Source organism: Modestobacter sp. SSW1-42, from assembly GCF_046635825.1.
GTDB lineage: Bacteria > Actinomycetota > Actinomycetes > Mycobacteriales > Geodermatophilaceae > Modestobacter.
The window spans coordinates 628927-641681 of record NZ_JBISCA010000003.1 but is presented as its reverse complement, the minus strand read 5'-3'; the positions used below and the strand labels follow the sequence as shown (position 1 = coordinate 641681).

Below are 12755 nucleotides of genomic sequence, written 5' to 3'. Positions count from 1 at the left end.
CGTGGCTGACGACGACCTCACCCAGTGGACCCCCGCCGACGCCGAGCGGCTGCGCGCCGCCGCGGCCGAGCTGGCCGCGGCGGTGACCGCGCACGCCGCCGCGGTGTCCGCGGTGACCGGCGAGGACGGCGTCCCCGAGGTGCTCGCCGCCCACGACCGGCTGCTCCCGGCGGTGCTGGCCTACGCGGATGCCCAGTTCGACCTGACCGGCAACGACTTCCCGTTCGGCGTCCTGCACACCTACGCCGAGGACGAGGTCATCGACCTGGGCATCGACCTCGACGCCCCCGACGCCCCCGACGGCCCCGCTGTCCCCGCCGCCGAGCCCGAGCTCTCCGGCGTCACCGCAGTGTCGGTGCTGCAGCGCCACGACCTGCAGGTCACCGACGAGGCCGCCGTGCTGACCGCGGCGGGGGAGCCCGACCTCGGCCAGGCGCTCGCGCGGCTGGCCCGTGCCGGCGGCTGGAGCGCCCTGGGCGGCGAGCCCGGCCTGCGGTCGACGGCGCGGTCGGTGCTGGTGGTCGGCTCGCAGCGGGACGCCGGCGAGGCCGCCGACGACGAGGACGGCGAGCTGCTGTACTCCCACCAGGACGTGTTCCCCGACTGACCGGCGGCTCAGGCCGGGCGCATGCTGCCGGTCCGCAGGTACCGGGAGTGCCAGCTCAGCGCCTCGTCCAGCAGGTGCGGGGTGTGCCGGCCGTGCGCCCCGTGCAGGGCGCGCTCGGTGTAGTCGGTGAGCATCGGCCGGTAGTCCGGGTGCGCGCAGCGCTCGATGACCTGCCGGGCGCGCTTGCGCGGGGACAGCCCGCGCAGGTCGGCCAGCCCCTGCTCGGTGACCACGACCGCCACGTCGTGCTCGGTGTGGTCGACGTGGGACACCATCGGGACGATCGCGGAGATGGCGCCGCCCTTGGCCGTCGACGGGCTGACGAACGCCGACAGGAAGGCGTTGCGGGCGAAGTCGCCCGAGCCGCCGATGCCGTTCTGCATCCGGCTGCCCATCAGGTGCGTGGAGTTGACGTTGCCGTAGACGTCGGCCTCGATCATCCCGTTCATGGCGATGACGCCCAGGCGCCGCACGAGCTCGGGGTGGTTGCTGATCTCCTGCGGGCGCAGCACGATCCGGTCGCGGAACTCCTCGACGTGGCTGGTGAAGGCCGCGATCGCCGTCGGGCTCAGCGAGAACGCGGTCGCCGAGGCGAAGGCGAGGGTGCCCGACCGGAGCAGGTCGAGCATGCCGTCCTGGATCACCTCGGTGTAGGCGGTGAGCTGCTCGAACCGTGACTCCTGCAGCCCGGACAGGACGGCGTTGGCCACGTTGCCGACGCCGGACTGCAGCGGCAGCAGCCCGGCCGGCAGCCGGCCCCGGGCGACCTGGTGCTCCAGGTACTCGATGAGGTGCCCGGCGATGGCGCGGGCGGTGTCGTCGGGCGGGCTGAACGGGCTGTTGCGGTCGGGGGCGTGGGTCTCGACCACGGCCACCACCTTCGCCGGGTCGACCCGCAGGTGCGGCACCCCGATCCGGTCGCTGGGGTGGGTCAGCTGGACCGGACGGCGGTGCGGCGGCAGCGCCGTCCCGTAGTACACGTCGTGCATGCCGTCCAGGCCGGCCGGCTGCCAGGAGTTGACCTCCAGCACCACCCGCTCGGCCAGGTCCAGCCACGTCTTGTTGTTGCCGACCGAGGACGAGGGCACCAGCTCGCCGTCGGCGGTGATGCCGCTGACCTCGACGACGGCGACGTCCAGCGGGCCGAGGAAGCCCTCCCAGGCGAGCTGGGCCACGTGCGACAGGTGCACGTCCAGGTAGTCGATCTGCCCGGTGTTGATCTTCTCCCGGGTGACCGGGTCGGACTGGTAGGGCAGCCGCAGGCCGATCCCGTCGGCGGCGGCCAGCACGCCGTCGACCTCCGGCGCGGTGGACGCCCCGGTCCAGACGTCGACCTGGAACGGCTGCCCGGAGGCGTGCGCCTCGGTGATCCGGTGCGCCAGCGCCGGCGGCAGCGCCTTGGGGTGGCCGGCGCCGGTGAAGCCGCTCATCCCGACCGTCTCGCCCGGCCGGACCAGGGCGGCGGCCTCCTCGGCCGGCACCACCTTGCGGGCGAAGTCGGGGTGCTGGATGCGGCTGGAGCCAGGCATCGGTCCTCCTCGTCGTCGGCCACCCGGGACGGAACCGGAGGTCTCCGGCCGACGCTAGGTGGCCGCCGGGGGTCCCGCCCGCCCGGGGCGCGGGCGGGCGGGACCGGGGGTCACCGGGCGGTGCGCGGCTGGTCGCTGCGGGCGCCGAGCCGGCCGACCGGGCCGCTGACCTTCCGGCTGCCCTTCACCGAGACGTAGGAGGTCTCGTAGCCGACGGTGGCCTGCGGGTCCAGCCGCGGGTCGACGGCCAGGCCCTTGTCGCCGTTGCTGCGGATGAACCAGAAGTCGGCCTGCACCCGCTCCGGCGTCACGTCCAGGACGGTGAAGCCGTGGCCGATGCCCTCGAGGTAGCGGACCCAGGGGTTGGTGGCCTGGAACGCCGCGGTGGTCGCGGTGGCCGCGGCCGCGGAGTTGCCCAGGGACTCCTTGAACCCGTTGCTGGTGATCGAGGGGCAGACGAACTCCACGCCGACCGAGTTGCCGTCGGCCGGGTAGCGCGCCCAGTCGGTGGGCAGGTCGTTGGCCCAGGAGGAGTGGATGTCGCCGGTGAGCACGACCGGGTCGGTGCCGCCGGAGGCAGCCATCGCGTCGAGCAGGGTGCGCTGGTCGGCCTGGTAGCCGTCCCACTGGTCGGTGTTGAACACCTGGCCGCCGAGCACCCCGGCGCGCGGCACGGCGAAGACGCGGGCGAACACCGTCTGGTTGCCCACCAGGTGCCACGCGGTCTTCTCCGCGGTGATGCCCCGGGTGAGCCACGTCATCTGCTGGGTCTCCGGCAGGTGCCGGCGGGCGTCGGTGAGCGCCGGGTTGAGCGCACCGCCGACGGTGGCCGGGACCTGCTCGGCGCGGTTCTGCCGGGTCTCGACCACCGACAGCTCGGCCAGGTCGCCGAAGCCGAACCGGCGGAAGAACTGCCGGCCCTGGCTGGGCTGCGGCTGCCACTGCGCGGGCTCGCGGATCGGCATCCACTCCAGGTAGGCGCGGAACGCCCGCTCCCGGCGGGCCAGGAAGTCGCCCTCAGGCCGGATGCCCGCGGGCTTGCCCGGCTCGGTGTAGGCGGTGTCGGGGTCGTCGTCCCGCTCGTGGTTCTCCGCGCCGGTGGCGTAGGCGTCGTTGGTGATCTCGTGGTCGTCGAAGACCACGATCCACGGGTGCTGCCGGTGGCTGGCCTGCAGGTCGGGGTCGGTCTTGTAGAGCGCGTGCCGGACCCGGTAGTCGGCCAGCGACACCATCTCGGTGGCCGGCTCGTGGTCGCGGATGCCGATGAGCGCGTTGGGGCCGTAGCGGTCGCCGCTGCCGGCGACCCCGGCGATGCGGGGGTCGTTGCCGTACTCGTAGAGGTAGTCGCCCAGGTGCAGCACGAAGTCCAGGTCGTCGCGGGCGGCGATGCCGCGGTAGGCGGTGAAGAAGCCGCCGGTCCAGTTGCTGCAGGACACGAACGCCATCCGCAGCGCGTGCAGCTGACCGGCCTCGTCGGGCGCGGTCTGGGTGCGGCCGACCGGGGAGGTCTGGCCGCCGGAGGTGAACCGGTACCAGTAGCGGGTGTACGGGGTCAGCCTGCTGACGACGACCTTGACGGTGTGGTCACGGCTGACGTCGGCGGTGACCCGGCCGGTGCGCACGATCCGGGTGAACGCCTCGTCGGCAGCCAGCTCCCAGCGGACCTCGACCGCCGGGCCCCTGCCGCTGCCGGGCAGCGCGTCGGGGGTGGGGGTGACGCGCGTCCAGAGCAGCAGCTCGGTGGCGGTCGGGTCGCCGCTGGCGACGCCGAAGCCGAAGGCGCCGGAGCGGGCGGTCTCGGCGACGGCGGCGCGGGCGGCCTCGGCGGACAGGCCGCCGAAGGTCAGGGCGGCGGCCGTGACGGCCCCGCCCTTCAGCAGTGTGCGGCGGGACAGGGGGGCATCGAAGGCCATGGGCGGACTGTTGCGGGGCCGGACGACCGGTGTGCGGTGCCCGGGTGAACGGACGGCGGCGTGCGGCTGGCCGGTCGGCGTGGCCGGCGCCGCTGTTTCACGTCCCGGGCCCAGGGCAGGTGCAGAGGACACGGCCGCCCGAGCACACCGGACGCCGGCCGTGTCCACCGAACAGGAGGAACCCATGGCCATCGCCACCGTCAACCCCGCCACCGGCGAGACGCTGAAGACCTTCGAGCCGCTGACCGACGAGGTGCTCGAGGACAAGATCGCCCGCGCCTCGGCCGCCTTCGCGCGCTACCGGCTGACCAGCGTCGAGGACCGGGTCGGCTGGCTGCGCGCCGCGGCCGACGTGCTGGACGCCGACACCGACTCCGTCGCCGCGCTGATGACCACCGAGATGGGCAAGACGCTGGCGTCGGCGAAGGCCGAGGTGGCCAAGTGCGCCAAGGCGCTGCGGTACTACGCCGACCACGGCCCGGCGATGCTCGAGCCGCAGCAGCTGGACGCCGGCGCGGTGGACGCCCAGCAGGCCTACGTCAGCTACCAGCCCCTGGGCGTCGTCCTGGCGATCATGCCGTGGAACTTCCCGCTGTGGCAGGCGATGCGGTTCGCCGCACCCGCGCTGATGGCCGGCAACGTCGGGCTGCTCAAGCACGCCAGCAACGTGCCGCAGACCGCCCTCTACATGGAGGAGCTGTTCCGCAAGGCGGGCTTCCCCGACGACGTGTTCCAGACCCTGCTCATCGGGTCGGGGACGATCGAGCGGGTGCTCCGTGACGACCGGGTGGTGGCGGCCACGCTGACCGGCAGCGCGCCGGCCGGGCAGTCGGTCGCGTCGATCGCCGGGGACGCGCTCAAGCCCACCGTGCTCGAGCTGGGTGGGTCCGACCCGTTCATCGTCATGCCCTCGGCGCACCTGGACACCGCCGCCGAGGTGGCCACCACCGCGCGCAACCAGAACAACGGGCAGAGCTGCATCGCCGCCAAGCGGTTCTTCGTGCACCGCGACGTCGCCGAGGAGTTCACCCGGCTGTTCGCCGAGAAGGTCGGCGCGCTGACCGTCGGCGACCCGATGGACGAGGGCACCGAGATCGGTCCGCTGGCCACCGAGTCCGGGGTCGACGACGTGGACGACTACGTGCAGGACGCCGTGAGCAAGGGCGCGACCGTCGTGGTGGGCGGCAAGCGGGTGGACGGGCCGGGCTGGTTCTACGAGCCGACGCTGCTCACCGGGATCACGCCGGAGATGAAGCTGTACGCCGAGGAGGTCTTCGGGCCGGTCGCGGCGCTGTGGACCGTCGACAGCCTCGACGAGGCGATCGAGATCGCCAACAGCCACCCCTACGGCCTGGGCTCCAACCTGTGGAGCGAGGACGAGGGCGAGCGAGCGCAGTTCGTGCGCGACATCCAGTCGGGCATGGCGTTCGTCAACGGGATGACCTCCAGCTACCCCGACCTGCCCTTCGGCGGGGTGAAGCAGAGCGGCTACGGCCGGGAGCTCACCGAGCTGGGCATGCGCGCGTTCATGAACGCCAAGACGGTGTGGGTGGGCGCGCCCAGCAGCGAGCAGGGCGACGGCAGCACCGCGGGCCAGGCCGGGGAGTGACCCCGGAGGGGCGGAAGTGGCCACTTCCGCCCCTCCGGGTCAGCCGCGCGGGGGAGCGCCGCGGTGACCGCCGTCCGGAGGCACCTCGGCAGCGGGCCGCCGGCGGCCGCCCGGTCACCCCCGGCCACACCCCGGTCGCCTTCCTGCAAGTCAGTTGCAATAACGTGCGTTGCGGCGCGGTTCTGTCCCGCCGCCGCGCCGACCGGTGCGGTCCCCCGACCCGGGAGGTCCCCGTGGCCCATCGCACCCCGTCCGGCCGGCGCATCGGCGCCGTGCGCCCCGAGCTGACCGACCTCGTCCGTGGCACCGGCGTCGTCCCGGAGCGGGCACCGGTCGCCGACGCCGGGGCGCTGCTGGCCCGGGACGGCGCGGTGGTGGTCGCCGAGCCCGGTCCGGGGCCGGAGGCGCTGCCGGTGGTGGCCGCCCAGGTGTGGGGAGACCGGCTCCGCCGGCTGTTCACCGTCCGCCCGCTGCGGCAGACCTCCGGCGAGCTGCTCGGGCTGCACAGCGACGGCGCGTACGTGGTCGTCGACGACCACGGCGCCGCGGCCGAGCTCCGCTCGCTGGACGAGGACGGCCTGCTGCAGCGGTGCGTCCACCCCTCCGCCCAGGGCGGCGACTCCTTCCTCGTCGACGGCTACGCCCTGGTCGACGCGCTGGCCGAGGGCCTGCCCGACCTGCACGCCTTCCTCACCGGCGTCGAGGTCGACTACTTCGGCGGCTGGGTCGACCCGCCGCGCGAGGTGCCCCGCACCCCGCTGATCCGCCGGCTGGTCGAGCACACCCGGGCCGGCCGCCGCGTGGTGCGGCACAGCGAGACCGCGGTCCCCGCGCCCCGCGTCCCCGGTGCGGCCGGGCACGACGCCTGCCTGGACCTGTGGGCCGACGTGCTGGCCACCGTCACCGAGGTGGCCCCCCGCTTCCGGCTGGACGCCGGCGAGGTGCTCGTCGTCGACAACCACCGGCTGCTGCACGGGCGCGAGGCCTTCACCGGTCGGCGCGACATGGACGTGCTCACCGTGCTCACCGCCGACGCCCGGTGAGCTCCGCGCACCTGCTGCAGGTCCGCGACCTCACCGTCGTCCTCGGCGGGCGGCCCGTCCTGGCCGGGGTCGGGTTCGACCTGGGCGGCAGGGAGCGGGTCGCCCTGGTCGGCGCCTCCGGGTCGGGCAAGACCACCCTCGGCCTCGCCCTGCTCGGGTTGCTGCCCCCCGGCGCCGTCGTCACCGGCAGCGTGCGGGTGGGCGGCACCGAGCTGGTGGGCGCGCCCGAGCGGGTGCTGCGCACGCTGCGCGGCCGGGTCACCGCGCTGGTGCCGCAGGACCCGGGCACCTCGCTCAACCCGCAGGTCCGGGTCGGCCGGCAGGTGGCCGCACCGCTGCGCCGGGCCGGGCTCGGCCGGCGGGCGGCGGCGACCCGGGCCGAGGAGCTGCTGGCCGAGCTGCGGCTGCCGGCCGGCGCTGCCCGGCGGTCGCCGGTCCAGCTCTCCGGTGGGCAGCGGCAGCGCGCCGCCCTGGCCACGGCGCTGGCCTGCGACCCGCAGCTGCTGGTCGCCGACGAGCCGACCTCCGCGCTCGACGGCACCGTGCAGGCCGGCGTGCTCGCGACGCTGGGCGCGGCCACGCGGGAACGCGGCACCGCGCTGCTGCTGGTCACGCACGACCTCGCCGCCGCGGCCGGCACCTGCGACCGGCTGCTGGCGCTGGACGGCGGCCGCCTGGTGGCCGACGGCCCGCTGCCGGACGTGCTGCACGACCCGCACCCGGTGTTGCGGGCGATGGTCGACGCGACCGTCGCGCTCTCCCCGGCCCGCGCGCGGTGACCGAGCTGCTGGCCGGTTCCGGGCTCACCCGGCGGTACCCGCGGACGCCGGCTCTCGCGCTGGACGGGGTCGACGTCGCGGTGCACGCCGGTCAGCGGCTGGGCGTGGTGGGGGAGTCCGGCGCCGGGAAGTCGACACTGGTCCGGCTGCTGCTCGGCCTCGAGCGCCCGGACGGCGGTGCGGTCACCTACCGGGGGCGGCCGGTCCTGCCGGGCCGCGCCCGGTCGCTGCACTGGTTCCGCCGGGCGGTGCAACTGGTGCCCCAGGACCCGGGCCGCTCGCTGGACCCGCGGATGCGGATCGGCCGCGCGATCGCCGAGCCGCTGCACTGCCTGCGGGTGGCCGGGGACCCGCCGGGCCGGGTCGCCGAGCTGCTGGCCGCCGTCGGCCTGGACGCCGACGCCGCCGGCCGGCTGCCGCACGAGTTCTCCGGTGGGCAGCGGCAGCGGATCGCGCTGGCCCGGGCGCTGGCCCCGCGCCCGCAGGTGCTGGTGGCCGACGAGCCGGTCAGCGCCCTGGACGCCGTCGTCCGGCTGCAGGTGGTCGAGCTGCTGCGGCAGGTCAGCGAGGCCGAGGGCGTCGCGCTGCTGGTCGTCTCGCACGACCTCGGCGTCGTGGCGGCGCTGTGCACCGACGTGCTGGTGCTCGACGCCGGCGGGGTGGCCGAGGCCGGACCGGTGGCGCAGGTGCTCGGCGCCCCGCGCAGCGCACCGGCGCGGGCGCTGGTCGACGCCGCGCCCCGGCTGGGAGCCTCGTGAGCTGGCAGCCGGCCGTGCTCTTCCGGCGGCTGCCGCCGGTGCCGCGGCTGCTGCTGGCCTCGCAGCTGGCCTTCAACATCGGCTTCTACCTCGTGGTGCCCTTCCTGGCCGTGCACCTGACCGAGGACCTCGCGCTGGCCGGCGGCCTCGTCGGTCTCGTGCTCGGCGTGCGCACCTTCAGCCAGCAGGGGCTGTTCTTCCTCGGCGGCGGGCTGGCCGACCGGTTCGGCGTGAAGCCGGTCGTGCTCGTCGGGGTGACCGTGCGGATCGCCGGGTTCGCCGTGCTGGCGGTGGCCACGTCGCTGCCCGGCGTGCTCGCCGGCACGGTGCTGGTCGGCTTCGCCGCGGCGCTGTTCTCCCCGGCCGTGGAGTCCGCGCTGGCCGGTGAGGGCCGCCGACTGGAGGCCGCCGGGGTGGTGACCCGGGCGGAGGTGTTCGGGCTCGACGCGATCGCCGGCAAGCTGGGGTCGGTGACCGGGCCGGTGCTCGGCGCGGTGCTGCTCGGCGTGCCGTTCGCGGTCACCTGCTGGGTGTCGGCCGCCGTCTTCGGCGCGGTCCTGCTGGCGCACCTGCGCTGGCTGCCGCCGGACCTGCGCACCGAGGACGCCGTCGCGGGGGCCGTCGGGGAGAGCGTGGTCGCCGGGTGGGGGCACGTGCTGCGGAACCGCACCTTCCTCGCCTTCACCGCCTGCTACTGCACCTACCTGCTCAGCTACAACCAGCTCTACCTCGCCCTGCCCGTCGAGCTGACCCGGGCCACCGGCGGGCAGGGGGCGCTGGGCTGGCTGTTCGTGCTGGCCGCCGTCTCCGTGCTGCTGTTCCAGCTGCCGGTGACCGGCGCGGCCCGGCGGCTGGGCCCGCGCCGCGCGCTGCCGCTGGGCTTCGCGCTGATGGCCGCGGCGTTCGCCCTCGTCGCGCTCTGCGCCCCGCTGGACCCGCCGCCGGGTGCGTGGGCGCTGGCCCCGGCGGTCGGCATGGTGCTGCTGCTCTACGCCGGCCAGATGGTCGCCGTCCCCGTCGCCCAGGACCTGGTGCCGCGGCTGGCGGGGGAGCGGCGGCTGGGCGCGCACTTCGGCTTCCTCGCCTCGGCCGGTGGGGCGGCCGTGCTGGTCGGCAGCACCGGCGTCGGCGTGCTGCTCGACCGCGCCGCGGTGCCGCAGCCGGGCGCCGCGCTGCCCTGGCTGGTGCTCGCCGCCCTGCCCGCGCTCTCCGCCGTCGGCATGGCGGTGCTGACCCGCCGGATCACCGCCGCGCCCGTCCCCGTTCCCCGCTGACCGTCCCGTCCCGAGAAGAGGAACGATGTCCCGCCGTCCTGCCCGCGCCCTCGGCGCGGTGCTCGTGCTGCCCGCCCTGCTCACCGGCTGCTTCGCCGGGTCGCCCCCGGCCGCCGACGACGGCGCCGACCGGCTCCGGCTGGCGCTCAACTTCCCGCCCGTCGCGGCCCTGTCGCCGTTCTCCGACGACGCCGTGCTGGCCTCCCGGATGGGGGTCACCGAGACCCTCGTCGGACTGGACGACGCCGGCGCCCCGGTGCCGCAGCTGGCGGAGTCCTGGACCCGCCCCGACGACCGCACCGCGCTGCTCGAGCTGCGCGACGGCGTCGTCTTCCAGGACGGCACCGCGCTGGACGCCGACACGGTGGTCGGCGCGCTGGAGGCGGCCGCCGCGGCCGGCCCGGCGCCCCGGGCGATCAGCGGCGTGGGCCTGACCGCCCGGGCCGTGGACGCCGACACCGTCGAGGTGCAGGCCGCCGCGGCCGACCCGCTGCTGGTGCAGCGGCTGGCGTCACCGGGCCTGGTCGTGCTCTCCCCGGCGGCCTACGCCGACCCGGCCGCGCCGGACCCGGTGGGCACCGCGACCGGCCCGTTCGCGATCACCGAGCTGACCGGCGACAGCACCGCCACCCTGCGGGCGAACCGCGCCTACTGGGGCGGGGAGCCGGCGCTGGACGGCGTCGACGTGCGGTTCACCGCCGACCCCGGCGCCCGCACCGCGGGGCTGCGCGCCGGCGAGCTCGACGTCGCGGTCAACCTGCCGATCGCCCAGCTGCCCTCGCTCACCGACCTCGCGGTGCTGTCGACCCCGCTGCCGCGGCTGGTCGGGCTCTTCCTGGACACCGCCGACGGCCCCTTCGCCGACCCCGGCCTGCGGGCCGCGGCTGCCCGGGCGGTCGACCCGGGGCCGGTCGTCGACGGCGTGTACGAGGGCGAGGCGGGCCGCGCGGTCGGCTTCTTCGACGACGGCACCCTGGCCGGGGCCACCCGGCCCACCCCGCAGCTGCCGGCCCCTGCCGACCCGGCCGGTGCGGCGGTCCGGCTGGCCACCTACTCCGACCGGCCGGAGCTGCCCGAGGCCGCCGCGGTGCTGGCCGAGCAGCTGCGCACCGCCGGTTTCACCGTCGAGGTGGTGGTCGCCGAGTACGCCACCCTGGAGCCCGCGCTGCTGGACGGCACGTACGACGCCGTGCTGGGCAGCCGGCTGTACCTGGGCGACACCGGCGACCCGGTCGGCTACCTGGCCACCGACCTCACCTGCGCGGGCACCTACAACATCGCCCGGCTCTGCGACCCGGGCGTCGACGCCGCGGTCGCCGCCGCCGGCGCGCTGACCGACCCGGTGCAGCGCCGCGAGCAGGCCGCGCGCATCGAGGCGACCGTGCTGGGGACGGCGGCGTTCGTGCCGGTGCTGCACGAGCGCAGCCGCACCGGCCACGCGCCGGGGGTGACCGGCCTGGCCACCGACCGCTTCGAGCGCCGGCTGGTCACCGCCGACACCGCGGTCGGCGGGTGACCCGCGCGGCCGTGCTCCGGCCGGCCGTGCGCCCGCTGCTCACCGCGGTCGTCGCCGTCACCGGCACCGCGCTGCTGGCCGGGTCGCTGCCCTGGCTGTCCGGCGACGACCCGGCGCGCACGGTGCTGCGGGCCCGCGAGACCGAGCGGGAGATCGACCCGGCGGCGCTGGCCGCGGTCCGGGAGCGGCTCGACCTGCCCGCCGACCCGGTGCAGGGCACCCTCGGCTGGCTCGGCCGCGTCGTCCGCGGCGACCTGGGCACCTCGTGGGTCAGCGGGCAGCCGGTGGCCGACGTCGTCCCGCCCGCGCTGGGGGTGTCGCTCACCCTGGCCACGACCGCCGCCCTGGTGGCGCTGGTCCTCGCCGTGCTGCTGTGCCTGCCGGCGCTGGCCCGGGCGGCCGCCGGGGGACACCCGGGCGGTGGCGCTGCGTCCGTGGGAGCCGCCGCGCTGGCCGCGCTGCCGGAGTTCGTGGTCGCCGTCGTCCTGGTGGCCGTGGTCGCGGTCGGCTGGGGGCTGCTGCCCACGTCGGGCTTCGCCGGCCCGGCCTCCCTCGTGCTGCCGGTGCTGGCCCTGGCGCTGCCGGCCGGCGGGCTGCTCGCCCGGGTGCTCGGCGGGGCGGTGGGTGACGCGGCGGGCGAGGCCTGGGTGCGCACCTGGCGGGCGGCAGGGGTGCCCCGGACGGCGGTGATGGCCGCGCTCGGCCGCCGGGCGCTGACCGCGGTGGTGCCCCAGGTGCTCCTGCTGCTGGTCGGCACGCTCGGGGCCAGCGCCGTCGTCGAGGCCGTGTTCGACGTGCCCGGCCTCGGCGGCACCGCCCTGGACGCGGCGCTGGCGCAGGACGTGCCGGTGGTGCAGGCCGGGGTGGCGCTGCTGGTGGTCCTCGGCCTGGCCGTCGGCGGCGCCGGGGTGCTCGCCTCCCGGCTGCTGCTGGGCCCGGCGGCGTCGGGCGGGCTGAGCCCGGAGCTGCCCCCGCCGGCGCGGCGCACCGGACGGTGGGCCGCGGGGCTGGCGGGGGTGCTGCTGCTCGTCGTCCTGGCCGGCCTGCTGCGCGACCCGGCCGCCCAGCAGGTGGGCGGCCGGCTGGCCGCACCGGGCTGGGACCACCCGCTGGGCGCCGACGCGCTCGGCCGCGACGTGCTCGCCCGCTTCGGCGCCGGCGCGCTGCTCACCGTGGGCCTGGCGCTGCTGGTCAGCGCCGTCGCGCTGGTCGCGGGCGTGGCGGCGGGGCTGCTCGGCCGGGGCCGGGCCGGGCTGGCCGACGTGCTCAACGCGCTGCCGGCCGTGCTCGTGGGCATAGCGGTGGCCGCGGTGGCCGGACCCGGCCTGCCGGCGGCGGTGCTGGCGGTGAGCGCGGTGGCCTGGGTCCCGCTGGCCGTGCACACCCGCACCCTGGCCGCCGAGGTGCGCGCCTCGGGCTTCCACCTCGCCGCCCGCACCTACGGCGCCGACGGCTGGCGGCTGGTGCGCGCGCACGTGCTGCCCGCGGTGCTGCCCCCGGTGGCCCGGCACGCGCTGCTGCGGGTGCCGCACAGCGCCCTGGCCCTGGCCGGGTTGTCGTTCCTGGGGCTCGGTGCCGGACCGGAGTCGCCGGAGTGGGGCCGGAGCCTGGCCGACGGGGTGGGCTACCTGGAGCGGGCGCCGTGGCTGGTGGGGGTCCCGGCGGCCGGGCTGGTCCTGCTCGGGGTCGCGGCCGGGCTGGTGCGCACCGGCCGCTGAGCCGGGGCC

The 12755-nt window shown here is 76.6% G+C and carries 10 protein-coding genes; 8 read left to right on the top strand and 2 right to left on the bottom strand.

Translation table 11 applies throughout. The features are described 5' to 3' along the window. Position 1: 1 nt before the first annotated feature. Positions 2–607: a hypothetical protein gene (locus ACGBYP_RS13400; protein WP_411584833.1), complete on the top strand. Its 606-nt coding sequence runs from the start codon at positions 2–4 to the stop codon at positions 605–607. 8 nt (positions 608–615) lie between these two features. Here the strand turns inward: ACGBYP_RS13400 and ACGBYP_RS13395 are convergent, their stop codons facing one another. Together ACGBYP_RS13395 and ACGBYP_RS13390 are read right to left on the bottom strand one after the other, a co-directional pair. After that, positions 616–2136 (bottom strand): acetyl-CoA hydrolase/transferase family protein, encoded by a 1521-nt coding sequence (locus ACGBYP_RS13395; protein WP_411584832.1) that lies wholly within the window; start codon positions 2134–2136, stop codon positions 616–618. 110 nt (positions 2137–2246) lie between these two features. Beyond that, a complete protein-coding gene (locus ACGBYP_RS13390; RefSeq protein WP_411584829.1) occupies positions 2247–4049 on the bottom strand; it encodes an alkaline phosphatase D family protein in 1803 nt (600 codons plus the stop codon). Between the two features lie 184 nt (positions 4050–4233). Between ACGBYP_RS13390 and ACGBYP_RS13385 the strand changes: the two genes are divergently transcribed. The 7 genes from ACGBYP_RS13385 (at position 4234) to ACGBYP_RS13355 (ending at position 12746) form a co-directional block, all read left to right on the top strand. Continuing rightward, a complete protein-coding gene (locus ACGBYP_RS13385; RefSeq protein ID WP_411584826.1) occupies positions 4234–5658 on the top strand; it encodes an NADP-dependent succinic semialdehyde dehydrogenase in 1425 nt (474 codons plus the stop codon). Positions 5659–5891: 233 nt separating this feature from the next. Beyond that, positions 5892–6701 (top strand): TauD/TfdA family dioxygenase, encoded by an 810-nt coding sequence (locus ACGBYP_RS13380; protein WP_411584823.1) that lies wholly within the window; start codon positions 5892–5894, stop codon positions 6699–6701. Beyond that, complete coding sequence (locus ACGBYP_RS13375; protein WP_411584821.1) at positions 6698–7480, top strand: ATP-binding cassette domain-containing protein; 783 nt, start codon at positions 6698–6700, stop codon at positions 7478–7480. The genes ACGBYP_RS13380 and ACGBYP_RS13375 overlap by 4 nt, the downstream gene beginning before the upstream one ends. After that, positions 7477–8238 carry an ABC transporter ATP-binding protein gene (locus ACGBYP_RS13370; RefSeq protein ID WP_411584818.1) on the top strand — a complete coding sequence of 254 codons (762 nt, stop codon included), beginning with the start codon at positions 7477–7479 and terminating at the stop codon, positions 8236–8238. Before ACGBYP_RS13375 ends, ACGBYP_RS13370 begins: the two co-directional genes overlap by 4 nt. Next, the gene (locus ACGBYP_RS13365) at positions 8235–9512 is read left to right on the top strand and encodes an MFS transporter (protein ID WP_411584816.1); all 1278 of its coding nucleotides are present in this window, start codon (positions 8235–8237) and stop codon (positions 9510–9512) included. The genes ACGBYP_RS13370 and ACGBYP_RS13365 overlap by 4 nt, the downstream gene beginning before the upstream one ends. 25 nt (positions 9513–9537) lie before the next feature. Then, on the top strand, positions 9538–11028 hold the full coding sequence (locus ACGBYP_RS13360) for an ABC transporter substrate-binding protein (protein WP_411584815.1): 1491 nt from the start codon (positions 9538–9540) through the stop codon (positions 11026–11028). Next, entirely contained in the window at positions 11025–12746 is a 1722-nt protein-coding gene (locus ACGBYP_RS13355; protein WP_411584813.1) for an ABC transporter permease subunit, read from the top strand. The genes ACGBYP_RS13360 and ACGBYP_RS13355 overlap by 4 nt, the downstream gene beginning before the upstream one ends. Positions 12747–12755: the final 9 nt, after the last annotated feature.

Coding starts and splice junctions, on each gene's coding strand:
- ACGBYP_RS13395 (WP_411584832.1), bottom strand. CDS start 2,136: ATGCCTGGCTCCAGCCGCATCCAGCACCCCGACTTCGCCCGCAAGGTG.
- ACGBYP_RS13390 (WP_411584829.1), bottom strand. CDS start 4,049: ATGGCCTTCGATGCCCCCCTGTCCCGCCGCACACTGCTGAAGGGCGGG.
- ACGBYP_RS13385 (WP_411584826.1), top strand. CDS start 4,234: ATGGCCATCGCCACCGTCAACCCCGCCACCGGCGAGACGCTGAAGACC.
- ACGBYP_RS13360 (WP_411584815.1), top strand. CDS start 9,538: ATGTCCCGCCGTCCTGCCCGCGCCCTCGGCGCGGTGCTCGTGCTGCCC.